Genomic DNA, 24,772 nt, shown 5'->3' with positions numbered 1-24,772 from the left:
CCTCGTTTCTGACGTAGTGGCGCAGACATACATCACAGTGTCCCGACCCAGCGCACGACTTCTTCGACGACGCGTTCCGGTTGCTCGGGGATCAGCGCATGGCTCGCGTGTTCGATGCATGCGATCGACACCCGCGGACCGAGCTCGTCGCGCAGTTCCTCACGCTTGTCGGCGGGCTTGAACGGGTCGTCCGCGGCCTGCAGGTCGAGCAGGGGCACGTCGCCCGCGGCCCACCAGTCGCCTTGCGCAGTCGCCTGGTGTGCGGCGAACTGGCTGTCGCGGACGTGCTCGTGCCAGCCGGTCAGCCAGACCGAGGCGTCGTTGCCCGGGGCGAAGAACGTCGACTGCAGTTCCTGCAGGCGTTCCGTGTCTCCGATCGTCGGGTCGACAATGCGACGGATGCTGGCGGTCAGTGCGGGCGGATAGCGCTTGGCCGCCGCTGCGGCAATCACCACGCCACGCACCTGCGCCGGATGCACGCTGGCAGTCATCCGCGCGACCCAGTTGCCGAAGGCATGGCCGACGATCACGGCCGGTCCCTCCGACAGTTCGGCGATGACGAAGGCGATGTCGTCGGCGTAGTCGCGCAGCGTCAGGTCGAGCATCGGCCCGTGACTGCGACCCAGTCCACGCGGCTGCGGGCGCAACACGCGGAAGCCATGCCCGACCAGTCCATCCGCGACGTCGTCGTAGTCCTCGGAGTCGCGACCGAGCGAGGGCAGCAGCACGATCGCAGGTCCGGCGCCTTCGACGATCACATCGAGCTGGACATCGCCCCGTACCAGCAGGCGGCGGTGTCTGGCGCCGGGCGCGCCACGGAAATCGGGGTGGTTCATCGACACATGGATTCCATCGAACGGCAGGGCTTGCAGAACTCCATGCGCCCGGAATCCGGGCGCATGGATCGGGGCGGCGACGCGGGTCGCCGCACCATCAGTGGCGCAGGTCGTTGTGCTGGCTTTCCTTGGCGAAGTACACGCAGCCCGCGCAGATCAGGCTGGTGACCAGCAACAGCATCGACACTGCGAACGTGCCGCCGAACTCGGCCTTCAGTGCGGTGGCGATCATCGGCGTGAAGCCGGCACCGATCAGCGCCGCGCCCTGGTAGCCCAGCGACGCGCCGGTGTAGCGGGTGCGCAGCTTGAACTTCTCGGTCAGGAACGCGACCAGCGGCGCGTACATCGCCGCCTGCGCGATCGTGCCCACGCCGATCGCCAGCATCAGCGCCCACTTCTCTCCGGTGTTGATCAGGTTGAGCATCGGGAACGCCCAGGCCGCCGACAGCAGTGCACCGCCCAGGACCACCGGACGCCGGCCCACCTTGTCGGCCAGCACTGCCATCGCCACCACCAGCACGATCAGTTCGGCCGAACCCGCCACCTGGATCAGCAGCACGTCGCTGCGATCGAAGCCGACGCTGATCGCGTGCGAGAGACCGAACAGCAGCATGATCGCCTGGATCACGAACGCACCCAGACCCACACCCATCGCGCTGAACAGCGGACCCGGCGCGCGCATCAGCTCGACGAACGGGACCTTGGCAACGCCCTGCTCGCTCTTCTTGGCTTCGGCGAACAGCGGGCTTTCCGACACGCTGGTGCGGATGTAGTAGCCGATCACGAGCAGGAACACGCTGAGCAGGAACGGCACACGCCAGCCCCAGCTCTCGAACTGCTCGGGCGGCAGCTGGGTCATGATCGCCAGCACACCGGTCGACAGCAGCACGCCGGTCGGCGCACCGATCTGGGCGAAGCTGCCCCAGAACGCCCGGTTCTTCGCGCCGGCATGCTCGACGACCATCAACGCTGCGCCGCCCCACTCGCCACCGATCGCGATGCCCTGCACCAGCCGGCACAGGACCAGCAGGATCGGCGCGAGGATGCCGACGCTGTGGTAGGTCGGCAGCAGGCCGATCAGGGTGCTCGAACCGCCCATCAGGATCAGCGTCAGCAGCAGCATCTTCTTGCGGCCGACCTTGTCGCCGTAGTGGCCGAACACGGCCGCACCCAGCGGGCGGGCGATATAGCCCACGGCCAGCGTCGCGAACGCCGCCAGCGTGCCGGCGGTGGCGCTGTTTTCCGGGAAGAACAGCTTGCCGAACACCAGCGCGGCGGCGGTGCCGTAGAGCAGGAAGTCGTAGAACTCGATCGTCGTGCCGATCCAGCTGGAGATGGCGACCCGGCGGATGGTCTTCGTATCGGAAGCCTGGTGTGCCTGGGGCGCTGCGTCGTGACTCATGCGATGTCTCCTGGAGCGAAGAATGCCAGCGCGCACGGCGGCGCGGATGTGCCGTCGGTACCGGCAGCGGAAGAAGGGTTCAGGTCAGAACGCATGGCGGAAGCCAAGCTGCAGCGCCTGCGGATTGAAGCCGGGTTCGGTCAGCGGGGTGCCCGCGACGGCGGAGCCGTTGAGCGTGAAGCGCGCGGCATTGCGGTTGTTGATGTGCGCCACGCCGGCATAGACCACGGTCTGAGGACGCAGGAAGCGCTGGTACAGCAGGCCGACCTGGCTGGCGTCGTTGTTGGCGGGCAGGCGGTCCGACAGAACGCTGTAACCCAGCGACAGGGTGTCGACCGGCGTCATGCGGTAGAGCACCGACGTCGAGTAGGTGTCGGCTTCCCGGCTGGCATTGCTAGTGGTGACGTGGTGGTAGCCACCGAACACCTTGAAGCGGCCGAAGTCGTAACTGCCGCCGGCGAGCGTGTAGTCGGTCTCGACCGTCGCCGTGCCGAGATCCTTGACGTGCTCGTGGGTCACACCGACGCCGACCGGACCCTTCTCGTACTCCGCCGCGACATGCCAGCTGTTGGTGCGGTTGCCGTTGAACAGATGTTCGCCCAGGCCGTAATGCGCCTGCAGCGTCACCGCACCGGCGAGCTTCGGGGTGAAGTACGACACCAGACGGCTGTAGCGGGGATTGAACGGCGCCAGATTCAACAGACCCGACGACTGCGTGGTCGCGTCCATCGCGTCGTACTTGCCCAGCATGATGAACTGCGGCGTGTTCTGACGACCCACGCGCAACATGCCGTAGTCCTCGCTGACCAGTGACACCCAGGCCTGGCGGTTGAACACCCGGTGGCGGTCCGCCTTGCGGGCGTGGGTCAGATCCAGCCCCATCTCATAGGTGTACTGGACCGACAGGTCGTCGGTGATCTCCTTGCCACCGCGCAGGCCGAGCCGGCTGGCGCGCGCGCCGTTCGAATCGACGCGTGTGCGTGTGCCGTTGCCGTAGTCGCCTGTGGTCACGAAGACGTCGACGATGCCGTACAGGCCGATCGGCTTGAGCGGCGCTTTCGCGGCGGGCGTCGCAGCGGCGGGGGCCGCCGCAGGCGCGGGCGCGGGCTCCGGCGGCGTCTGCGGTTGCTGCGCGGCGGCCGATGCGCTCAGCACCATGCCGGCACAGATCGTCACGCTCGCTATCGTCTGTCTCATTCGCACATCCCCTTCAATCTGGTTGTCGTGTTCGGATGGGCATCCATGCGGGCAGTGGTTCCAACGCGTCCGCCGCGTCACGAGGCAGGGGGTTCCTTCGCGCTGCGGACTGGCGTGCACGGCTCGCCGGCCCGGCTGCAAGGCCTGGCGGATGTGTCGGAACAACAGGTGCGGTCGGGGCGTCCTGCACCCGGCCTTTCGGTCGAATGACGGGGGTCAGGGCACCGGCATGCGCCGGTGGAACCATCGGGCGGTCGGCGTGGCGTCGACGATGTGGACATCGCCCGATCGCGTCATGGCAATCCGGATCCGTCGATCGATACGGGGCCGCAGGTGCGGCATGGCGACTTGCTGGACACGCTGCACTCCACACCTCCCTCGTCGTGGTGCGAGACGTTGCGGCGCAGGCCATGGCGTCTCGACGTAGCGGAGTCTATCGGTGGGTTTTCGACCGGCGCACGGAGTCCGCGGACAATCCAGCTATGCCATGCGAGACATGGCGGCCTTGCGTCAACGATTGTTGCAGCACAGCATTTTTCCGGGTCGTTTCGCCAATTCCGCTTTCGCCGCATCCATGCCGCGCGCGTTGCGCCAGGACGTGCAACGCAAGGCTTCGTCTTGGCGCGATCCGGACGCAGGCGTACGCTGCACAGCCTCGAGACACGCAAGCCGCGCGCCGGCTTGCGTCTCCATCAGGATCGGCGATGCAAGCGGCCAAACCCACCGAGTTCGACATCGGCATCGCGTCCGACCTGCACCGCTGGCGCGCGTTCGTCGCGATCGCCGAGCTCGGCAGCATCACCCGCGCGGCCCTGTTCCTAGACAGCAACCAGTCGCTGCTCAGCCGCCAGCTCAACGCGCTGGAGCGCGACTGCGGCGCACGCCTGTTCACCCGCACCGGGCGCGGCGTGCAGTTGTCGGAGCTGGGCGCGCACGTCTTTCCGCGGGTCAAGACGCTGCTGGCAGACGCCGCGCTGCTCGACGCCGACATCCGCGGCGAGGCGCTCGCACCGACCGGCCGGGTCACACTGGGGCTGCTGCCGTCGATCTCGCAGACGATCACCGCGCCCTTGTTCGCCGCGCTGCGCGAGCGCTTCGCCAGCGTCAGTCTGAAGATCCTCGAAGGCTCCGGTGGCCAGGTCGAAGAGTGGCTGGCCGATGCGCGCATCGACATCGCCATCCTCTACCGCTATGGCATGTCCGCCCACGAGATGGAGCAGCCGCTCGCGGTCGTCGACAGCTATCTGATCGGGCCACGGCGCGATGCACTCACGCGCAACAAGACCGTCGCCTTCGACCGGCTCGACGGCCTGCCGCTGGTGCTGCCGAGTGCACCGAACGGGCTGCGGCGTGCGCTCGACAGCATCGCCCGGCAGCGCGACATCGCACTGTCGCCGGCGATCGAGGCGGACTCGTTGCCGTTGCAGAAATCGCTCACAGCGCGCGACGGGCTCTACACCGTGCTGCCGATCCACGCGGTCTGGCACGAACTGGAAGACGGCTCGCTGCAGGCCTCGCAGATCACCGACCCGCCCGTGCAGCGCACGATCTCGATGGCGATGGCGCGCTCGAAGAATCCAGGCCGCGCAGTCGCGGCGGTCGCGTCGCAGATCGAGGCCATCGTGCGGGAGATGGCCGAGACCGGCATCTGGCATCGCGATCGTCCGCAAGCACCTGCCGACGCATAGCTGGGTTGCAGGCCGCGTGCTGGATCGTCGAGCGCGTGCGGGCTAGGGTCGTCGCTCCCCGACGTCTCGATGTCGCCGCTGCCCGGAGTCACGATGCCTCGCATTGCCCTGCCCGCCCCCGACGACATGTCGACCGCGCAACGCGCGGTGTACGACCGCATCGTGTCCGGCCCGCGCGGGAAGATCCAGGGTCCGCTCCGGGCCGCGCTGCACAACCCCGAACTCGCCGACCGCTGGCAGGCGCTCGGTGCGCTGCTGCGTTATGACACCTCGCTGACGCCGCGCCAGTCGGAACTGGCGATCCTGGTCACCGGCCGCGCCTGCAACTCGCCGTTCGAGTGGTATGCGCATCGACTGGAAAGCGAATGCATCGGGCTGGAGACACCGGTAATCGAAGCCCTGCTCGCGCATGAAGTGCCGACCGGTCTCGTCGAAGAGGAAGCCGTCGTCGTCGCGTTCGCCGCAGAACTCAATGCGCACCGCTCGGTCTCCGACGCGGTGTATGCACGCGCGCTCGCGCTGCTGGGCACCGTGGCCGTGGTCGAACTGACCGCGCTGGTGGGCTACTACACGATGGTCGCGATGACGCTCAACGCACACGAGATTCCCCTGCCCGAAGGCGTCACCCCCGCGTTCGACCTGCCACAGGCGACGCTGCGATGAGCGCGGGCTGGGACTGCCATGCGCACGTGTTCGGCCCGTACGCGGATTTTCCGCTGGCCGGCGAGCGCAGCTACACGCCGCCCGAGGCACCGCTCGACGCCTACCTCGCCCTGCTGCAGCGGCTCGACCTCGCACGCGGCGTACTGGTGCACGCCAGCGCCTACGGGCCCGATCACACGCTGCTGCTGCATGCGCTCGAGGCCGCGCCGCAACTGCGCGGCGTGATGGTCGTGCGCGCCGACGGACCGCGCGATCTGTCTGGTCTGCGCGCGCGCGGCGTGCGCGGCCTGCGTTTCAGCCATCGCAGCGGGGCCGGCAACTTCGCCGGCAGCGCCGGTCTGGATGATCTGGTCGCGCTGGCACCCGCGATGGCCGATGCCGGCCTGCACGCCGAACTGTGGACCGACACTACCGTGCTGCCCGGCATCGACGCGACACTGCGCGCGTTACCGGTCACCGTGGTGATCGATCACATGGGCGGCTTCGATGTCGAGGCCGGCATCGATGCGCCCGGCTTCGCCACGCTGCGGGCACTGCTCGATGACGGCCATGCCTGGATCAAGCTGTGCGCCTACCGCAACCTGCTGGGCACCGAGATCGCGCGCGGGCAGCCGTTCCACCAGGCGCTGCTCGACACCAATCCCGCGCAACTGCTGTGGGGCAGCGACTGGCCGCATCTGCGCGTCGATCCGGCGCCCGATGCCGCCGACCTGCTGGCCCGGTTCCGCGACTGGACCCCGGACGCGCTCGCGCAGCTGATCCTCGTCGACAACCCGGCCGCGCTGTACGACTGACCGCGCGGCGCGGTGTGACGCCGTGTTGCGCGAATCCGCAAAGCTGCTCTGCGGGCGCCCGCATCGTGGCCCATGGACCGCCTGCCTAGACTCGGACGTCTTCACCGGCACGGGCTGCAGACGCCACATGGACGATTACACCCAGCTCCAGGTCGACATCACCGACCACGTCGCGACCCTGACCCTCGATGCGCCGCCGGTCAACGCGCTGACGCGCACGCTCAACGACGAACTCACGCTGGCGCTGGACCGGATCTCGGAACTCGACGACGTCCGCGTGGTGCTGCTGACCGCGGCGGGCAAGGTGTTCTGCGCCGGCGCCGATCTCAAGGGGCGCGCCGAAGTCATCAAGGGACCCGGCGATCTGCCGGCGCACGCGCGCCGCACCCGCGAGTGCTTCCATGCGATCCGCGAATGCGCCAAGCCCGTCGTCGTCGCGATCAACGGCGCTGCGCTGGGCTCGGGTCTGGCGATGGTCGCTTCGGCCGACATCCTGGTCGCGTCCGAGCGTGCATCGCTGGGACTGCCCGAAGTCGACGTGGGCCTGCTCGGCGGCTGTCGCCATGCGATGCGCCTGTTCGGGCACTCGCGTCTGCGGCGCATGGCCCTGACCGGACATCGTGTCGACGGCGCGGAGCTGTACCGGCTGGGCATCGTCGAGGCCTGCACCGCGCACGACGCATTGCTGCCGACTGCCCTGGAGATCGCCCGCAGCATCGCCGCCAAGAGTCCGGTGTCGACGCGCATGGGCAAGCACACGATGAACGTCATCGAAGACATGAGCCTGCGTGACGGTTATCGCTACGAGCAGGACATGACCGCGGCGATCGGCCGCACGGACGATGCACGCGAAGCGCAGGCCGCGTTCCGCGAGAAGCGCGCGCCGCTATTCACCGGCCGCTGATGCACCCGTGCCGCCGTGGCCGCGATGTGTCGCGGACGGCATGCCAGCCTTGCGCATCAGGCGCGTAGGCAGCGGCGGCCCACCTTCCTACAGTCCACCGGACACCCGCCGGAGATCGCCTGCCCCATGACGCCCGACCAACGCCCACTGTCGCACCTCAAGGTGCTGGATCTGAGCCGCATCCTGGCCGCGCCTTGGACCGGACAGATCCTGGCCGACCTGGGCGCGGACGTGATCAAGGTCGAGCGCCCCGGCAGTGGCGACGACACGCGCACCTGGGGTCCGCCGTTCCTCAAGGACGCCGCAGGCAACGACACCCGCGAGGCCGGCTATTACCTGGCGGTCAATTCCGGCAAGCGCTCGATCACGATCCGCATCGACACGCCCGAAGGCCAGCAACTGGTGCGCGAACTCGCACAGAGCGCCGACGTGGTGCTGGAGAACTACAAGGTCGGCACGCTGAAGCGTTACGGCCTCGACGCCGATGCGCTGCGCGCGATCAATCCGCGGCTGATCTTCTGCTCGGTCACCGGGTTCGGCCAGACCGGCCCGCGTCGCGACCAGCCCGCCTACGACTTCCTGATCCAGGCGATGGGCGGCCTGATGAGCGTCACCGGTGAGCGTGACGACCGTCCCGGCGGTGGCCCGCAGAAGGTCGGCATCCCGATCGTCGACCTGATGACCGGCATGTACGCCGCGGTCGCCGTGCTCGCCGCCGTCGCCAAACGCGACCGCAGCGGCGAAGGCGAGACGATCGACATCAGCATGCTCGACGTGCAGGTCGCGACGCTCGCCAACCAGGCGATGAACCATCTGGTGTCGGGCGACACTCCACAGCGCAACGGCAACGCCCATCCCAACATCCAGCCGCAGGACGTCTACGCCTGCAGCGACGGCGACGTGATCCTGGTCGTCGGCAACGACCGCCAGTACGTCAAGCTCTGCGACGTGCTCGGCCATCCCGAATGGGCCGAGGGCGACTACGCCAGCAATGCGGGCCGCGTGCGCAACATCGGCACGCTGTCGGCGCTGTTGCGCGAGGCCTTCGCGAGCTGGACGCGCGCCGATCTGGTGGCCGCGCTCGATGCGGTCGGCGTGCCCTGCGGCGCGATCAACACGGTGCCCGAAGTGCTGGCCGACCCGCAGGTCGTCGCACGCGGCATGCTGCAGCACGCCGCGCATCCGGCCGGCGTCGACGTGCCGCTGATCGGCACGCCGATGCGCTTCAGTGACGCCGCGCTCAAGCCGCGCACCGCGCCGCCGCTGCTTGGACAGCATAGCGACGAGATCCTCGCCACGCTCGGCTACAGTCCCGAGCGCATTGCGGCGCTGCGCGCCACCGGAGTCGTCTGATGAAACTGCACTGGTCGCCGAAGTCGCCGTTCGTCCGCAAGGTCATGGTCTGCGCGCATGAGCTGGGATGCGTGGATGCGATCGCGCTCGAGCGCTCGGTCGCCGCGATGCTGGTGCCGAACGACAGGCTGATGCAGGACAACCCGCTCTCGAAGATTCCCACGCTCGTACTGGAGCACGGCGTGCGCCTGTTCGACTCGCGCGTGATCTGCGAATACCTCGACGATCGCTTCGACGGACACCTGTTTCCGCGAGCGCCCGGCCTGCGATGGGACGCATTGCGCTGGCAGGCCTTCGGCGATGGTGCCCTCGACCTGCTGGTGCTCTGGCGCAACGAACGCGAGCGTGATGTGCCATCCGATCCTCTGTGCGATGCGTTCGCGCTGAAGACCAATGCAGTGGTCGCGCAGCTGGAACGCGAAGCCCCTGCACTGTCCGCCGCGCCGTTCGCAATCGGACACATCGCGATCGGCTGCGCGCTCGGTTACCTCGACTACCGGTTCACAGCGCGTGACTGGCGGGCCACCGCCCCGGCGCTGGCAGCCTGGTTCGCCGACGTGTCCGCACGACCGTCCTTTGCCGCCACGGTGCCTGCCGATGGCTGATACGCATGACAGCGCCCTGCCCCTGCATCGGGCAGTCATCGTCATCGGCGCAGGCACGATGGGCGGAGGCATCGCCGAGGTCGCCGCGACCGCCGGCCATCGCGTGCTGCTGCGTGATGCCGACGCGGACTCGCTGGCGCGCGGTATCGCCCGCATCCACGCCGGCCTCGACAAGCGTGTTGCCCGCGGCAAGCTCGACGCGGCCACGCGCGATGCGATCGTGTCGCGCATCCAAGCCGACGACCGCAGTGCCGATACGGCCGATGTCGGGCTGGTGATCGAAGCGATCGTCGAGAACCTCGACATCAAGGTCGCCGCGCTGACGCCGTACGCGGAGTCCCTGCCCGCCGACGCGATCCTCGCCACCAACACCTCGTCGCTGTCGGTCACCGCGCTTGCCGCGCGCCTGCCCGGCCCGGAGCGTGTGGCTGGCCTGCACTTCTTCAATCCGGCCACGGTGCTGCCGCTGGTGGAGGTCGTCGCCGGCCAGGCGACGGCACCCGGGGTCGTCGATACCCTCGTCGCGACCGCACGTGCGTGGAAGAAATCGCCGGTGGTGTGCCGCTCGACACCGGGCTTCATCGTCAACCGCATCGCGCGTCCGTTCTACGGTGAGACGCTGCGGCTGCTGCAGGAATGCGCGGCGACGCCGGCCACACTCGATGCGGTGCTGCGTGAGTCGGGTGGCTTCCGCATGGGGCCGTGCGAGCTGATGGATCTCATCGGCCACGACGTCAATTTCTCGGTCACCTGCTCGGTCTACGACGCGTTCTTCCAGGATCCGCGCTACCGCCCGTCGCTCGTGCAGCAGTCGCTGGTCGACGCGGGCTGGCTGGGGCGCAAGTCCGGTCGCGGCTTCTTCGACTATCGCGAAGACGCCGACACACCGCGGCCCGACGATGCCACCGGCACGCGGCCCTCGCAGCTACGCGTCGAGGGCGACCTCGGCGCGGCGCAGGCGCTGGTCGCGCTGCTCGACAGGCTCGATGGCATCACGGTCGAACACGGCAGCGGCCCCGGCCTGTTGCGGATCGACGGCCTCGCGCTCGCACTGACCGACGGCCGCAGCGCGACCGCGCGTTCGCTCGAGGCGGGCGAGCCGGTGGCGGTCTTCGACCTGGCGCTGGACTACGCCACCGCCACCCGGATCGCAGTCGCGTTTCCGCCACATGTCGACGCACAGGCACGCGACGCGGTCGTCGGCCTGTTCGAGGCACTCGGCAAGCGCATCTCGGTCCTGGACGACGCGCCCGGCCTCGTGGTCGCGCGCACGGTCGCCATGCTCGTCAACGAAGCGGCGGACGCCCTGCAGCAGGACCTCGCGTCCGCCGACGACATCGACGCGGCGATGACCCGCGGCGTGAACTATCCGCTGGGACCGTTGGCCTGGGGCCGGAAGGACGGCCTGCCCTACTTCGCAGCAGTCCTCACGCATCTGGCGGCGGCGTATGGCGAGGACCGCTACAAGGTGTCGCCGTGGCTGCGTCGTGAGGTCCAGACGCAACACATCGGGGCACGCGCGCATGGTTGAGTTCGTCGCCACCGAAGTCCGCGACGCGGTCGCGATCGTGCGCATCGAACGCGCGGCGCGGCGCAATGCGCTGAACCTGCAGGTCAAGACCGAGCTGATCGCGGCGCTGCAGGCGGCCTGCGCAGATCCTGCCGTCGTCGCCATCGTGCTGACCGGCAGTGGCGGCTATTTCGTCGCCGGCACCGACATCGGCGAGATGGCGACCCTGTCGCCGACCGATCACCAGCGTCTCGATACCGACCGCGTCTTCCACGTGGTGCGGCAGTCGCCCAAGCCGGTGATCGCGGCAGTCGAGGGCTACGCGCTGGGCGGTGGCTGCGAACTCGCGCTGGCCTGCGACCTGATCGTCGCGGCCGAGGACGCACGTTTCGGCCAGCCCGAGATCCGCGTCGGCATCATGCCGGGCGCGGGCGGCACCCAGCGCCTGCTGCGTGCGGCTGGTCGCTACAAGGCGCTGCTGTGGACGCTGACCGGTGAACACATTCCGGCGCGCGATGCGTACGCGGCCAATCTGGTCTCGCGTCTCGTACCGCCTGGCGAAGCGCTGGAGGAAGCGGTCCGCATCGCCGCACAGATCGCAACGATGCCGCCACTGGCCGTGCAGGCGATCCGCGAAGCCATGCGTCTGGGCGCCGACGTTCCGCTCGACACGGCACTGGCCCTGGAACGCCGCCTGTTCGAACGCCTGTTCGACAGCGCCGACCAGCGCGAAGGCATGCAGGCCTTCCTCGACAAGCGCGCACCGCGCTACACCGGCCGCTGACGGACACGTATCGCAGACAGCCCGGGCTGTGCGCACAGGCGGTCAGTGGAACGTGAAATCAACGGCGGCGCATCCGGACGATGCATGCCGCCGGCCGGCTTGTTCTGACCCCGGCACCGGCCCAGACTGGCGCCATGTCGAGCCTGCCGCCCTCCACGCCGCCTTCCGCGGTTCCGGATCGGGCCACACTGCGCGCGCATCGCTACGCGCCCCGCGAATGGGCGCCGCACGAGCGGCCGATGATGCCGGGCTCGCCGTCGACGCCGCTGCACTCCACGCGGCGCCGCATCGCGTTCGGCATCATCGGTTTCATCGTCGCGATGACCGGCGGTCTCGGCAATGCGCTGGTCACCGCGAACCTGGTCAACCTGCAGGGCGCGCTGGGCGCGTATGCATCGGAGATCGCCTGGCTGCCGGCGGCCTACGTGATGACCAACGTGTCGATGAACATCCTGCTGGTGAAATTCCGCCAGCAGTTCGGCCTGCGGCTGTTCACCGAGGCGTTCCTGATTCTCTATGCGCTGATCACGCTGGCGCATCTGTTCGTCAACGATCTGGGCTCGGCGATCGCGGTGCGCGCCGGCCACGGCATCGCCGGCGCGGCGCTCAACACGCTGGGCCTGTACTACATGCTGCAGGCCTTTCCGCAGAAGCACCGTTTGCGGGGGCTGGTGATCGGCCTGGGCATCGCGCAGCTCGCACTGCCACTGGCGCGCGTGTTCTCGACCGATCTGCTCGAGTTCGGCGAATGGCGCGGGCTGTACATGTTCGAACTCGGGCTGGCGCTGGTCGCGCTCGGTGGCGTGCTGCTGCTCAAACTGCCGCCCGGTGATCGCCACAAGGCCTTCGAGCCGTTGGACTTCGTGACCTTCGGCCTGTTCGCGCCCGGCATCGCGCTGTTGACCGCGGTGCTCGCGCAGGGACGGCTCGCATGGTGGACGGAAACCGCGTGGCTGGGCTGGGCGCTGGCCGGCGCGTTCGTGCTGGTAACGGCGGCAATCGCGATCGAACACTTCCGTGCGCGGCCGCTGCTCAATACGCGCTGGCTCGCGACCGGCTCGATGCTGCGGCTGGCACTGGCGATCGTGCTGATCCGCATCGTGCTGTCGGAGCAGGCGACCGGCGCGGTCGGCTTTCTGCAGGCGCTGGGCCTCGGCAACGAGCAGATGCGCACGCTGTTCGTGATCGTGCTCATCGGCAGCGTCGCCGGACTGGCGACGAGCGCGCTGACCATCAACCCTGCGAAGACCTGGCAACCTGTACTGATCTCGCTGGCGCTGATGATGACCGGTGCGCTGATGGATGCGCAGGCGAGCAACGTCACCCGGCCCGAGCAGATGTATGTGAGCCAGTTCCTGCTCGCGTTCGGCAGCACGTTTTTCCTCGGGCCGATGCTGATCGCGGGCATCGGTCCGGTGATCAGCCAGCCCCGCAACCTGATCAGTTTCGTCGTGCTGTTCGGAATGACCCAGAACCTCGGTGGCCTTCTCGGCTCCGCGCTGCTGGGCACGTTCCAGACGATGCGCGAGAAGTTCCATTCCAGCGTGCTGACCGAGCACCTGACCCTACTCGATCCGCTGGTCGCCGCGCGCGTGCAGGCCGCCGCGAACGGCTATGCCGCGACCATCGCCGATCCCGCGCAGCGCAACGCACTTGCCGTGCGCGCACTCGGCGGCGCGGCCACGCGCGAGGCCAATGTGCTGGCCTACAACGATGTCTTCCTGCTGATCGCCTTCATCGCGTTCTGCACGCTGGTGTGGATCATCGCGTCGCGGGTCTGGGCGCGTCTGCGCGCCGCGCCGGCAACGCCCGCATCGCCACCTTCTTCTGCCGCCCCGGATTCCGCATGAGCGCACCCGCCCCGACACCCCCACCCGAACAGCCGGCCGCGCCGTCGCGTCGCCGACGCGTGCTGCAGATCGCCGCATTCGCTGCGGTCGCGCTGGCGGGCGTGCTGCTGGTGCTCTACGCCTGGCGCCTGCCGCCGTTCGGCAGCAGCGTGCAAAGCACCGAGAACGCCACCGTGCGCGGACGCGTGACGCTGATCGCGCCGCAGGTCTCGGGCTACGTCACCGAAGTCGCGGTGCAGGATTTCGAGCCGGTGACGCGCGGTCAGCTGCTGGTGACGATCGACGACCGCATCTACCGCCAGCGTTTCGAACAGGCGGAAGCCAACCTGCGCGTGCAGCAGGCCGCGCTGGCGAATGCCACACAATCGCGCCGCAGCGCCGAGGCCGGCATCGCCCGCAGCGCCGCCGACATCGCCGCGACGCGCGCGCAGTCGAACGTCGCCGCGATCGACCTGCGCCGCATCGAACAACTCGCCGCGCAGAAACTCATTTCCGAACACGACCGTGACCTCGCCCGCGCCAGCAATGCGCAGGCGCGCGCATCGGCAGCGCAGGCGCGCGCATCGCTCGACATTTCCGAACAGGACGCGCGCAGCGTCGACGTCAATCGCGAGAGTCTGGAAGCCGCGGTCGCCAGCGCCGAAGCGGCGGTGCGTCTGGCGAAGATCGATCTCGACAACACGCGCATCACTGCGCCCAACGACGGCCTGCTCGGCCAGGTCACCGTGCGCCAGGGCGCGCTGGTCAACGCGGGCACGCAGCTGATGGCGGTGGTGCCGGCGGACGTCTGGGTGCTGGCGAACATGAAGGAAACGCAGATGGTCGACATGCGCGTCGGCCAGCCGGCGAGCTTTACGGTCGACGCACTGGGTGGCGCGCGACTGACCGGTCGCGTCGAACGGATTTCACCCGCGACCGGTTCGGAGTTCAGCGTGCTGCCCGCGGACAACGCGACCGGCAACTTCGTCAAGATCGCGCAGCGGATTCCGGTGCGGATCGCGGTGGATCGCGATCAGCCGCTGGCGGAGCGGCTGCGTCCGGGCATGTCGGTGGAAGTGAGTGTGGATACGGGGGCAGCAGTGCGAGAAGACGCTGGCGATGCGCCGGTGTTGCGTCCGCGATGAGGCAATTGCGCTTGACCGTCATTCCGGCGAAAGCCGGAATCCATTTTTGCGGTGCAGACGGCCCGTAAGCGGATTGATGTTCCAGCGAAAGCGGTTCGCTCCAGTGAAAGCGTCTCGAGATACCAAGCAAGATCAAAATGGATTCCAGCCTGACCAGCCATTCGGCTGTTGAAAACCGCTGGAATGACAGGGTGCCTGGCGACTTAGCCACGTCGATTCTCAGAAACCCAACGCCGCCTCCAACACCGGCTTCGCCCACTCCGGCGTCTTCGCCAGCGCGGCCAGATCGTCCGCATCCGGCACCACCAGCGCGCCGTCGACCATCTCCAGCAGCAGCACCGGATCCGGCACCGCTTTCCCGCGCGCAACCTCGACGCTGTTGTCGTAGACCTGCAGCTGCGCGAGCACCGGCATCAGCGCGATCAGGTTCTCGCGCGCACGCGTCCAGCGCGCGCGGATGCTGGCTTCGGGAATGTCGTGACCGCCGATCGCAACCCGCGCCCGCACGCGCGCGATGTGCTGCTCGGCTGAGGACAGACCGCAGAACCACATCAACACGTCGTGCGTGCGCGCGGCCTCGGCGATGCGCGCCGGCACGGTGTTGCCGCCCAACGTGGTTTCGAATGCATGGCTGTGGCCGTTCGCGAGTGCGACATCCAGCCGGCGCATGCCTTCCTGCCAGGCTTCCGCATTCGCTTCAGGCATCGAGCAGCCGGTCGCGGCGGCGAGTTCGCGCGCGAAGGTGTCGGGGTTGAACCACGTCATGCCGGCGCGTTCGAGCAGATGGCCGCCGACCGAACTCTTGCCGGCGCCGTTGACGCCCGCCAGCACGTAGAGGACCGGACGCGCCACGCTCAGCAGGTCGCGCCGGCCTTGACCTTGCCGCGCAGGCGCGCGGGGCCACGCATCGCGTCACGCAGGCGCGTGCCGGCGTCGTCGGCCTGCAGCGCCGCCAGGCGCGCGTCGAAACGCGTGCGCAGGGTGTCGAGCGCCGAACGCTGCGCTGCGCCGGCGGCGTCGAGTGCCTGCAGGATCGCGCCGTATTCCTCGGCCGAGAGGATCACCGCCTCGGGCGTGTTGTGGTTGGTCACCACAACCTTGCCGCCGCGGGCGATGGTCTTCATCACGCCGCGCCAGCCGAGTTTCTTGACGTCGGAGGCCGGCGTGCGCGGCAGCGCATCGAGGGCGTCGAGCTTGAGGGACATCGTCATCGCGGTCGCTCCTGCGGCGGGCATAAGGAAATATACCCCAATTGGCCTATCTGGCCCTTCACGCGATGCCCGGTGTTCCGGACCCGCTCAGCGACGGGAGAAGCGCAGCACCATCCACAGGATGAGCGCGAGCAGGTTCACCCCCAGCGCCGCGGTCGACGGGCCAGCCAGCGCGAGCCGGAAGGCCTCCGACGGCACCGACCAGTCGAGGTCGACCACGACGCTGCGGCCGAACCGGAACTGCAGCGGCACCGTGGCGCCGGCGTGCCAGGCGTAGCTCAGCCACGGCGTGGCGATGACCGGAATCTGCAGGGCGAGCGCAATCCGCGACAGGCGCTCGCCGAGGGCGTCGCCTTCGAGCAGCAGCACGCCGGCGATCATCGCGAACGTCGACAGCAGCAGGCCGATCACCAGCACCAGCACCGCGCCACCGCCGGCGCCGCCGGAGGCCAGCCGCATCAGCGTGCTGGCGAGGCCGTAGAAACCACCGGCGATCTGCAGGATCGCGACGAGTCGAAGCAACACGGACATGGGCGGCGCACCGGACAGGGCGGGCGATTGTGGCGCCGTCGCCCGGCGGGCTCAAGGCGCGGCCGCAGGCTCGGCCACGCGCCACAGCACCGGCCATGCATCGGCGCTCAGACCACCGCACGTCTGCATCTCGGCGTAGTGCGACAGCTGGAATGCCTGCCCATCGAACTGCCAGGTCGCGTGGTAACCGCAATCGCCGATGCCGCGCCCCTTGGCGTACTGCGCCAGTGTGCCGGTGGCGGGATCGAAGTCGGGGCCGACCAGCAGATCGAAATCCTCGCGGACTTGGGTGCTGTCGTCCGACATCAGCGGTGCGGGCAGAGTCAGCCGTGTCACGTTGCTGCCGTCGAGTGCCGTGCGGAACACCAGGCTCGAGGCCTGATAGGCGCCACTGAAGCAGGTCACGAATACAAGCGCATGCGTCGCATCCAGCGGCACCGCGGTGTCCTGGCGCGCGATGTCGAATTCGCCGCCTGACGTGTCACACCCCTGCGCCCCCAGCACGGCGAGGTGCGAATCACGCGTGAGGCGGATCAGGTCCGCGACCGCGACGCCGGTCAATGCGCTCCGTGCGACCGGGACCTGCGGCAGCACCGGCAGCGCCGGGGCGGCAGGCACGCGGTCTTCCGGACGATCCCCGCGTCGCACCCACGCACCTGGGGTGTCGAGGCGGTGCTGATGGTCGTCGACATAAAGCAATGCGGCGTTGAAACCGGACAGCGACACCTCGCGACCCGCCTCGTCGCCCAGACGCGCAGCGTCGCGCACCAGATCGATGAAGCGCGCGATGGCAGCCGGATCCTCCAGGCGCAGGGCGGCGTACTCGCCTGCATCGCGCCGCCAGGGCAAGCCGGTGATGCCGGGCGCGTCGACACCATCGAGTCGCAGGCCACCGGCATCCAGCTCGTCCCACGGGGCGCGCAGCAGCAACGCCTGGGCGCCATCGGCACCGGCGTCGCGGGTCAGAGACAGCACCAGTCCAGTGACGGTGTCGCTGATGCCGATCGCGGCGCAGCGGCGGATGTTGTCGCAGGCGACCGTGACGTCGCGGAAGGTCCGGTAGACCGGCACGGCGGGCGTGCCGGCCGGTGCCGCATGCAATGCGGCCGCGTCTGCGGACGACGCGGCGTCGGTCTCCGGTACAGCCGCAGGCTTTGTGGTGGATGCCGGCGTTTCCGCATCGCGTTGTGTGCAAGCGCCCAGCGATGCCAGCAGCGCCACCAGAAGAACCGACTTGCGTGCGGCGTTCGACATCGCGGCGTTTCCAACGAAAGGGCCCGCAATGATGCGGGCCCGGGCTTCGAACGTGGTGAACGCGGATGCGTCAGAGGATGTAGCGGCTCAGATCCTGGTCCTGCACCAGATCACCCAGCTGCTGGTCGACGTACGCACGGTCGATGAGCACCGTGCCGCCCTTGTCGGGCGCCTCGAAACTCAGCGAATCGAGCAGGCGTTCGAGCACCGTGTGCAGACGACGCGCACCGATGTTCTCCTGGCGCTCGTTGACGTGCGCGGCGATCTCGGCGAGCCGGTCCACCGCATCCGGCGCGAACGTCAGGCCGACACCTTCGGTCTTCAGCAGCTGCACATACTGCGTGGTCAGCGCGGCCTTGGGCTCGGTGAGGATGCGGACGAAATCGTCCTTGGTCAGCGCGGTCAGTTCGACGCGGATCGGGAAGCGTCCCTGCATCTCGGGGATCAGATCGCTGGGCTTGGCGAGGTGGAACGCGCCCGAGGCGATGAAGAGGATGTGGTCGGTCTTCACCGAGCCGTACTTGGTGCTGACCGTGCTGCCTTCGACGAGGGGGAGCAGATCGCGCTGCACGCCTTCGCGGCTGACGTCGGCGCCACTGGCGCCACCCTCGCTGCGCTTGGCGACCTTGTCGATCTCGTCGATGAAGACGATGCCGTGCTGCTCGCAGGCTTCGATCGCGGCCTCGCGCACGTCGTCCTCGTTGACCAGCTTGCCGGCTTCTTCCTCGACCAGCTGCGGACGCGCGGCGCGGATCGTCAGCTTGCGCTTGTGGGTCTTGCCGCCGCCGAGATTGGCGAACATCTGCCGCAACTGCTGGCCCATTTCCTCCATGCCCGGCGGGGTCATGATGTCCATGCCCTGCCCGGCGCTGAGCTCGAGTTCGATCTCGCGATCGTCCAGATCACCGGCGCGCAGCTGGCGGCGCAGCTTCTGCCGCGTCTCCGATTCCTTCGACGACGGCTCGGCGCCGATGTCGACGGTCGCGCTCTGCGCACCGAAGCCGAACGCCGGCTGCGCGGCCTCGCGCTTGGGCAGCAGCGCATCGAGGATGCGGTCTTCGGCGCGATCCTCGGCCTGCGTGCGCACGCGCACCTTGGCCTGCTCGCGATACAGCTTGACCGCCGTGTCGGCGAGGTCGCGGATGATCTGCTCGACGTCCTTGCCGACGTAGCCCACTTCGGTGAAGCGCGTCGCCTCGACCTTGACGAACGGCGCATTGGCGAGCGTCGCCAGACGACGCGCGATCTCGGTCTTGCCGACGCCGGTCGGACCGATCATCAGGATGTTCTTGGGCATGACCTCGTTGCGCAGATCGTCATCGAGCTGCGCGCGGCGCCAGCGGTTGCGCAGCGCGATCGCGACCGCACGCTTGGCGGCGTTCTGGCCGACGATGTGGCGGTCGAGTTCCTGCACGATCTCGCGCGGGGTCATGGTCGAGGAATTGGCATTCGTCATGGGAATCGGGTGTCCGTAGAAGCGTGGGCGGGCGCGCGCGACCGGCCGACGCGTGCGACCCGGCGGATCGCCACACGCCGCCGCAGGTCGATCACAGCTCTTCGACCACCACGTTGCGGTTGGTGTAGATGCAGATGTCGCCGGCGATGTTGAGGGCCTCGGTGGCGACCGTGCGGGCATCGAGATCGGTGTGCGCGAGCAGTGCGCGCGCGGCCGACAATGCGTAGGAGCCGCCGGAACCGATCGCGATGATGCCGTCGTCGGGTTCGATGATGTCGCCATTGCCGCTGATGATCAGCGAGGTTTCGGCATCGGCCACGGCGAGCAGCGCTTCGAGCTTTCCGTAGCGGCGATCGGTGCGCCAGTCCTTGACCAGTTCCACCGCGGCGCGGACCAGCTGGCCGCCGTGCTGCTGCAACTTGCCTTCGAACAGTTCGAACAGGGTGAACGCATCGGCGGCGGCGCCGGCGAATCCGGCGAGCACCTTGCCGCCTTCGCCCAGGCGCCGCACCTTGCGCGCGTTGCCTTTCATGATGGTGTGGCCGAGCGTGACCTGGCCGTCGCCGGCGACGACCACCTTGCCGCCCTTGCGGATCGACACGATCGTCGTGGCGTGGAATACGTTGGGATTCTGGCTGGGGTCCATGCGGCCTCCAAGGATCGAATCCACTGGATGGGGCCGCGCCCGCCCGGATCAAGGCATCCGGCGTTGCGTCAGGGCGTCGCGTCGGCCGCAGGCCCGCGCACGTGGCGATCGAGACGCCGTCCCGCGCGCACGCCCAGCACCGTCGCGAAGCCGGAGATCACGATCGCCATCGCGTTCGCGCTCGCGGCATCGGCGAACGTGAACTGCCCGCCACCGAGGCGCTGCACCACGAGCACGCTCGACACCCAGCCCACCGCCCACAACACCAGCGCGGCGCGCATGAACGGCTGTCGCGCCGCGAAGGCACCGCCGGTCGACGACAGCAGTGCAATCACGCCCGCCTGCACCGCGGTCGACACCGGCGCCACGCCCGACGGCACCGGCGGAAACAGGGACGCGGCGAGCAGGCCGAGCAGCATCTGCAGGGAAACCGAGACGGCCAGGCCGATGACGATGCGCAGGTTCATGGACAACTCCGGGTGCGCATCAGGACTTGCGGCGCGCGCGCGGATGCGCGGCGTCGTAGACCTTGGCCAGATGCTGGAAATCGAGATGGGTGTAGATCTGCGTGGTCGCGATGTCGGCGTGGCCCAGCAGTTCCTGCACGCCGCGCAGGTCGCCCGACGATTCGAGCACGTGGCTCGCAAATGAATGCCGCAGCAGATGCGGATGCACGCGCTTGAACAGGCCCTGGCGCTGCGCGAGCAGGCGCAGGCGCAACTGCACGGCGCGTGCGGAGATCGGTGCGCCACCGCGACCGGGGAACACCGGTGTCGCCGACGTGCCGCCGCTCTCGGTGCGCCACTCGGTCAACGCGCGCAACGCATGGCTCCCGACCGGCACGCTGCGCTGGCGGCTGCCCTTGCCGAGCACGGTCACCAGACCGCCGTCGAAATCCAGATCGCGCCAGCGCAAGCCGACCAGTTCCGACAGGCGCAGGCCCGACGAATAGAACAGTTCCAGCAGCGCGCGATCGCGCAGGCCCAGCGGCGCGTCGACCGGTACTTCGACCAGTTGCGTGGCCTCGTCGACGTCGAGCACCTGCGGCAGCTTGCGCGGCGCCTTCGGGCCACGCACGCCGGACGCGGGATTCGCGTCGATGTGGCCGTGCTTGAGCAGCCACTGGTAGAAGCTGCGACATGCGGACAGGCGCCGTTGCAGGCTCTTGGGCGACAGGCCGCCGCGGTGGCCTGCGGCGACGAAGGCGCGGATGTCCTCGCCGTGCAGCGCGCGCAGATCGCCCCGTGATTGCGCGTGCGTCCAGTCGACCAGCGCGGTCAGATCGCGGCGATAGGCGTCGAGCGTGTGCACCGACATCCGCCGTTCGATCTGCAGATGGTCGAGGAACGCGTCGACGTCGGCGTGCATGTGCGTGCGCTCAGACGGCGGTGTCGAACCGTCGCATCGCGGTGGCGAACGCTTCGCCCATCATGCGCAGGAACAGCGTGCCCATGCCGGGATAGAAGCGGTTGCCGTCGCGGCTGCCGACCGCGACCAGGCCGATGCCGGCCAGCGGCAGCAACGCGCTCGAATGCACTTCGTCGACGCGCGGGCCGTACAGCAGCGACTGCTTGTCGGGATGCAGGCGGCCGCACAGCGGCTCCTCGTCCTTCAGGCAATCGACGAAGGGCTGCAGCAGACGGTCGTCGCGCGCGACCACCTGCAACCAGTCTTCCTCCAGCCCGGGCACCGGCGCGAACAGCACGATGCGCACCAGATCGCCGTTGAAATCTTCCGCCAGCGTCGCGGCGAGCGCGCGCACGGTGGACGCCGGATCGGACTGGCGCATCAGCGCCAGCGTGAGCTGGTGCGTGCGCACCGCAAGGCGCTCGTTCTCCTGCGAGATCGCGAACAGATCGCGCAGGCGCTTGGACAGTTCGCGGTTCTTGTCGCGCAGCACTTCGAGCTGGTAGCTCGCCAGCGAAGCGGCGGGGCCGTCTTCGCGCGGCACGACCAGGGTCAGCGCCAGATCCGGGAACTGCTGCAGGAAACTCGGGTGGCGACGCAGCCATGTGGCGACTTCGTGTGCGCCGAGTTTCTCGGTCGTCTCGCTCATCACAATTCCCCTTCGAAAACGAATGCAGCCGGTCCGGCCATCGACAAGGTGACGTCGTCGGCCGGCCAGTCGATGTGCAGGGTGCCGCCGGACAACGATACGGCGACGCTGCGCCCGGTGCGACCACGCCGCGCGAGCACCGCGACCGCCGCGCAGGCGCCGCTGCCGCAGGCCAGCGTCTCGCCGACGCCGCGCTCGAACACGCGCAGGCGGATGCGGTCGTCCGCGATCACCTGTGCGAAGCCGACGTTGACCGACTCGGGAAACCATGACGAGGCCTGCAGCGCGCGACCGATGCGTTCGACGTCCGCGGACGCGATGTCGTCGACTTCGATCACCGCATGGGGATTGCCCATCGACGCCGCGCCGAATGCGAGCGTGCCGATGTCGTCGACCGGCAGCGTGTACAGCGGCTGCGCCGCATCGACGCCGGCCATCGGAATCCGCGCCGGCGCGAACTCCGGCACGCCCATCGCGATGCGATAGTCCGCGCCTTCGCGCGTGACCGCATGCAGGCCGGCCGGACTTTCGAGCACGAAACTATCACCGCCCACGCCGTCGCGCACCAGCCACGCAGCCACGCAACGCGCGCCATTGCCGCATTGCTGCGAGGCCGAGCCGTCGGCGTTCCAGATGCGGTAACGCGCCAGCACGCCGGTGGCGCGCGGTGTTTCGACGGTGAGGATCTGGTCGCAGCCGACGCCGGTGTGGCGATCGGCCAGCGCGCGACACAGCGCGGCGTCCGGCGGCGGCACGTCGCCGCGCAGGTCCAGCACGACGAAGTCGTTGCCGGCGCCATGCATCTTGGTGAAGCGCAGCGGGGAGACGGTTCCGGACATCAGGGACGACAGCGGTGCGAACGGGTGTCGCGCAGGCTCACGGCGTTCCGGTGGTGGCCGGCGGCACGTCACGGATCAGCGGCACCGGCTGCGCGGGCGGCGTGCCGCTCGCGTCGTCGGTCGCGTCGTCGTCCGTGGTCTCGTCGGCGTCGTCTTCCCACGCCGCTTCTTCTTCGGCGTCGAGCTGTTCCTGGGTCGGAATCGACGACTTGAAGATGTAGCGGCCGCGGTCTTCCGGCGGCACCTGGCGCGGCTGCAGGAGGTCGGCCTTGTTGCCGCAGGCGGACAACAACAGCGTGGCGGCGAGGATCGGCATCAGACGGATGTGCATGCGCGGAAGTGTAGCCCGGCGCGTGGCGCGCGACATCACCGGCGTTGCTGTTCAGATGACGGCACGATGACAGCGCACCAAGGGTCGGCCCCAGATTGTCCGGGCCTGACGCCCCGCCCAGACTTTGCGGCATCCGCGCCGACAGGACCGCACGATGGGCATTCTCGATGGGCTGGGCAACGCCGCATCCCAGGTAGGCGGCGTCTTCAAGGGCGCCGGCGAAGTGTTGTGGGAGACCGGCGAAGGCGTCGTCACCCTCGGCGGCAACGCGCTCAAGGCCAGCTACGACCTGAGCCCTGCTGGCCTTGCCGTCGACGGCGTGACCGGGCTGTACGAACAGGCCACCGGCGATACGCTCGACGCACCGGACTGGTTGCCGTCGGCCGCGCGCGGCGGTGAGCGCATGGAGGCCGCCGCCGAGGTTGTCTCCACCCTCGCCCGCAATCCGGGCCTGCTGGTCGATGCGGTGGTGGATCCGATCAAGGCCGACTGGCAGGCCGGCAACTATGGCGAAGCGCTCGGTCGCGGTGCGACCGAACTGGTGCTGGCCGTGGTCGGTACCAAGGGCGCCGACAAGGCGGCCAAGGGCGCGAAGGTGGCCGATGCGGCGGATACGGCTGCGGACGCGGCGCGTGTCGCCGATCGCGCCGACACTGCCGGCGATGCTGGTCGCACCACGGCTGCACGAGGCGCCGACGAGGCGGATCTGGGCGACATCCTCGCCGACGCGGACAGCGGCCGCACCGTCGGCGGACGTCCGGTGCTGGCGTTCGAGTCGATGGACGACTTCAACCTCGCCGCCAATGCCGCGCGTCCCGACACCGTCTACGAATTCGGTAACTACCGCTGGACTACCGACGACCAGGCGCGCGTGATCCGCGCCGAAGGCCGCGTCGATCTGGAACCGGTCGGTCGCAACGATGCCGGCCTGCAGCGCGACATCGGCAACGAAGGCCGCGCCACCGACGTCGGCTTCCACATCATCGCCGACCGCCTTGCCGGCCCGACCAACCGTCTGAACGTCGTGCCGGGCAACGGCAAGCCGATCGGCGATGGCCTGCCGAATCTCAACAACGGCGAGTACAAGCGCTTCGAGAACGAACTGGCGCGGCTCGCCGGCGACGGGCACGAGGTGGATATGCGGGTATCGCCCCAATACAATCCGGGCAACACCAGCAACCGTCCCGACACCTTCGTTGCGGAATATCGCGTGGATGCCGGCGACTGGATCGACCAGACCTTCCCCAACAAGTGATGCGAACACGCCATGGATGATCTCAATGCCGCCTATGCCGACACCGTGCGTGCCGTCGCGGCGAGCGTCCGGGATGTGAACGACGGCGAATGGGGCGCACGCGACTGGCTGCGCCTCGTGGTCGATTTTGAATCGCTGTCCGAAGACGGCGGCGCGCCGCGCACCAGCAGCATTTCGTTCGCAATCGCGCGCGATGGTGACGGTCCGCTGGAGAAGGTCGCGTTCCGCCTGTCGCCCGAAGCCAAGGCCGGCTTCGCGCAGATCGGCCGCATCATGCACGCGCAGAAGGGCCAGGACTGGACCACGAGCACGCTGGTCGTCGAACGCGACGGCCAGTACGACTTCCAGTTCGCCTACACCCCGCCCTATCGCCTGTCGGGCAACCTCAACGACACGCGCTACCGCGATTATCTCGAGCGCTACAAGGCCGAGACCGGCGCGCCATAAGCGCGCGGAGACCGTTCGCGCGCAAGCGCGCTCCTA

The 24,772-nt window shown here is 68.7% G+C and carries 26 protein-coding genes; 12 read left to right on the top strand and 14 right to left on the bottom strand.

Features of this window, described 5'->3' with window-relative positions; genetic code table 11:
• Window positions 1-32: 32 nt before the first annotated feature.
• The 3 genes from AC3A4E_RS16390 to AC3A4E_RS16380 form a co-directional block, all read right to left on the bottom strand.
• Entirely contained in the window at window positions 33-836 is an 804-nt protein-coding gene (locus AC3A4E_RS16390; RefSeq protein WP_487632545.1) for an alpha/beta fold hydrolase, read from the bottom strand.
• Between the two features lie 97 nt (window positions 837-933).
• On the bottom strand, window positions 934-2,238 hold the full coding sequence (locus AC3A4E_RS16385; RefSeq protein ID WP_487632544.1) for an MFS transporter: 1,305 nt from the start codon (window positions 2,236-2,238) through the stop codon (window positions 934-936).
• Window positions 2,239-2,322: 84 nt separating this feature from the next.
• Window positions 2,323-3,435 carry a porin gene (locus AC3A4E_RS16380; RefSeq protein ID WP_487632543.1) on the bottom strand — a complete coding sequence of 371 codons (1,113 nt, stop codon included), beginning with the start codon at window positions 3,433-3,435 and terminating at the stop codon, window positions 2,323-2,325.
• Window positions 3,436-4,139: 704 nt separating this feature from the next.
• On the opposite strand from AC3A4E_RS16380, the gene AC3A4E_RS16375 reads away from it, so the two are divergent.
• From AC3A4E_RS16375 to AC3A4E_RS16330, 10 genes are all read left to right on the top strand, one after another.
• A complete protein-coding gene (locus AC3A4E_RS16375) occupies window positions 4,140-5,123 on the top strand; it encodes a LysR substrate-binding domain-containing protein (RefSeq protein WP_487632542.1) in 984 nt (327 codons plus the stop codon).
• A 93-nt stretch (window positions 5,124-5,216) separates the two neighbouring features.
• Window positions 5,217-5,786 (top strand): carboxymuconolactone decarboxylase family protein, encoded by a 570-nt coding sequence (locus AC3A4E_RS16370; RefSeq protein WP_487632541.1) that lies wholly within the window; start codon window positions 5,217-5,219, stop codon window positions 5,784-5,786.
• Window positions 5,783-6,580: an amidohydrolase family protein gene (locus AC3A4E_RS16365; RefSeq protein ID WP_487632540.1), complete on the top strand. Its 798-nt coding sequence runs from the start codon at window positions 5,783-5,785 to the stop codon at window positions 6,578-6,580. Before AC3A4E_RS16370 ends, AC3A4E_RS16365 begins: the two co-directional genes overlap by 4 nt.
• A gap of 127 nt (window positions 6,581-6,707) precedes the next feature.
• Entirely contained in the window at window positions 6,708-7,484 is a 777-nt protein-coding gene (locus tag AC3A4E_RS16360) for an enoyl-CoA hydratase/isomerase family protein (protein WP_487632539.1), read from the top strand.
• Between the two features lie 126 nt (window positions 7,485-7,610).
• Window positions 7,611-8,837, top strand: coding sequence for a CaiB/BaiF CoA transferase family protein (locus AC3A4E_RS16355; protein ID WP_487632538.1), 1,227 nt, complete (start codon window positions 7,611-7,613; stop codon window positions 8,835-8,837).
• Window positions 8,837-9,442, top strand: a complete 606-nt coding sequence (locus AC3A4E_RS16350) for a glutathione S-transferase family protein (protein WP_487632537.1) — start codon at window positions 8,837-8,839, stop codon at window positions 9,440-9,442. Before AC3A4E_RS16355 ends, AC3A4E_RS16350 begins: the two co-directional genes overlap by 1 nt.
• Complete coding sequence (locus tag AC3A4E_RS16345; RefSeq protein ID WP_487632536.1) at window positions 9,435-10,973, top strand: 3-hydroxyacyl-CoA dehydrogenase; 1,539 nt, start codon at window positions 9,435-9,437, stop codon at window positions 10,971-10,973. Before AC3A4E_RS16350 ends, AC3A4E_RS16345 begins: the two co-directional genes overlap by 8 nt.
• Window positions 10,966-11,736, top strand: coding sequence for an enoyl-CoA hydratase-related protein (locus AC3A4E_RS16340; protein ID WP_487632535.1), 771 nt, complete (start codon window positions 10,966-10,968; stop codon window positions 11,734-11,736). The genes AC3A4E_RS16345 and AC3A4E_RS16340 overlap by 8 nt, the downstream gene beginning before the upstream one ends.
• A 239-nt stretch (window positions 11,737-11,975) precedes the next feature.
• Window positions 11,976-13,586 carry an MFS transporter gene (locus tag AC3A4E_RS16335; RefSeq protein ID WP_487632697.1) on the top strand — a complete coding sequence of 537 codons (1,611 nt, stop codon included), beginning with the start codon at window positions 11,976-11,978 and terminating at the stop codon, window positions 13,584-13,586.
• Entirely contained in the window at window positions 13,583-14,710 is a 1,128-nt protein-coding gene (locus AC3A4E_RS16330) for an HlyD family secretion protein (protein ID WP_487632534.1), read from the top strand. The genes AC3A4E_RS16335 and AC3A4E_RS16330 overlap by 4 nt, the downstream gene beginning before the upstream one ends.
• Before the next feature lie 219 nt (window positions 14,711-14,929).
• Here AC3A4E_RS16330 and AC3A4E_RS16325 read toward each other — a convergent pair whose 3' ends face one another.
• The 11 genes from AC3A4E_RS16325 to AC3A4E_RS16275 form a co-directional block, all read right to left on the bottom strand.
• Window positions 14,930-15,562, bottom strand: coding sequence for an ATPase (locus tag AC3A4E_RS16325; RefSeq protein ID WP_487632533.1), 633 nt, complete (start codon window positions 15,560-15,562; stop codon window positions 14,930-14,932).
• A gap of 2 nt (window positions 15,563-15,564) precedes the next feature.
• The gene (locus AC3A4E_RS16320) at window positions 15,565-15,921 is read right to left on the bottom strand and encodes a type II toxin-antitoxin system prevent-host-death family antitoxin (protein WP_487616983.1); all 357 of its coding nucleotides are present in this window, start codon (window positions 15,919-15,921) and stop codon (window positions 15,565-15,567) included.
• An 87-nt stretch (window positions 15,922-16,008) separates the two neighbouring features.
• Window positions 16,009-16,452 carry a hypothetical protein gene (locus tag AC3A4E_RS16315; protein ID WP_487632532.1) on the bottom strand — a complete coding sequence of 148 codons (444 nt, stop codon included), beginning with the start codon at window positions 16,450-16,452 and terminating at the stop codon, window positions 16,009-16,011.
• A gap of 51 nt (window positions 16,453-16,503) precedes the next feature.
• Window positions 16,504-17,706, bottom strand: coding sequence for a DUF1176 domain-containing protein (locus tag AC3A4E_RS16310; RefSeq protein WP_487632531.1), 1,203 nt, complete (start codon window positions 17,704-17,706; stop codon window positions 16,504-16,506).
• Between the two features lie 70 nt (window positions 17,707-17,776).
• Window positions 17,777-19,162 carry an ATP-dependent protease ATPase subunit HslU gene (gene hslU / locus AC3A4E_RS16305; RefSeq protein ID WP_487632530.1) on the bottom strand — a complete coding sequence of 462 codons (1,386 nt, stop codon included), beginning with the start codon at window positions 19,160-19,162 and terminating at the stop codon, window positions 17,777-17,779.
• A 91-nt stretch (window positions 19,163-19,253) separates the two neighbouring features.
• Window positions 19,254-19,808 (bottom strand): ATP-dependent protease subunit HslV, encoded by a 555-nt coding sequence (hslV, locus tag AC3A4E_RS16300; protein ID WP_096297100.1) that lies wholly within the window; start codon window positions 19,806-19,808, stop codon window positions 19,254-19,256.
• Between the two features lie 68 nt (window positions 19,809-19,876).
• Window positions 19,877-20,275, bottom strand: coding sequence for a hypothetical protein (locus tag AC3A4E_RS16295; RefSeq protein WP_487632529.1), 399 nt, complete (start codon window positions 20,273-20,275; stop codon window positions 19,877-19,879).
• Between the two features lie 19 nt (window positions 20,276-20,294).
• A complete protein-coding gene (gene xerC, locus AC3A4E_RS16290; RefSeq protein ID WP_487632528.1) occupies window positions 20,295-21,176 on the bottom strand; it encodes a tyrosine recombinase XerC in 882 nt (293 codons plus the stop codon).
• Window positions 21,177-21,186: 10 nt separating this feature from the next.
• Complete coding sequence (locus AC3A4E_RS16285) at window positions 21,187-21,864, bottom strand: DUF484 family protein (protein WP_487632527.1); 678 nt, start codon at window positions 21,862-21,864, stop codon at window positions 21,187-21,189.
• Entirely contained in the window at window positions 21,864-22,703 is an 840-nt protein-coding gene (gene dapF / locus AC3A4E_RS16280) for a diaminopimelate epimerase (RefSeq protein WP_487632526.1), read from the bottom strand. Before dapF ends, AC3A4E_RS16285 begins: the two co-directional genes overlap by 1 nt.
• Before the next feature lie 37 nt (window positions 22,704-22,740).
• On the bottom strand, window positions 22,741-23,034 hold the full coding sequence (locus AC3A4E_RS16275; RefSeq protein ID WP_487632525.1) for a hypothetical protein: 294 nt from the start codon (window positions 23,032-23,034) through the stop codon (window positions 22,741-22,743).
• Between the two features lie 154 nt (window positions 23,035-23,188).
• Between AC3A4E_RS16275 and AC3A4E_RS16270 the strand changes: the two genes are divergently transcribed.
• Window positions 23,189-24,289: a DNA/RNA non-specific endonuclease gene (locus AC3A4E_RS16270; RefSeq protein WP_487632524.1), complete on the top strand. Its 1,101-nt coding sequence runs from the start codon at window positions 23,189-23,191 to the stop codon at window positions 24,287-24,289.
• 12 nt (window positions 24,290-24,301) lie between these two features.
• A complete protein-coding gene (locus AC3A4E_RS16265) occupies window positions 24,302-24,736 on the top strand; it encodes a hypothetical protein (RefSeq protein WP_487632523.1) in 435 nt (144 codons plus the stop codon).
• The last annotated feature ends 36 nt before the right edge of the window (window positions 24,737-24,772 follow it).

This window comes from Luteimonas sp. Soil_N_1 (assembly GCF_057656255.1).
Note: the sequence above shows the minus strand (reverse complement) of the source record. Positions and strands in the feature narration are given on the sequence as shown.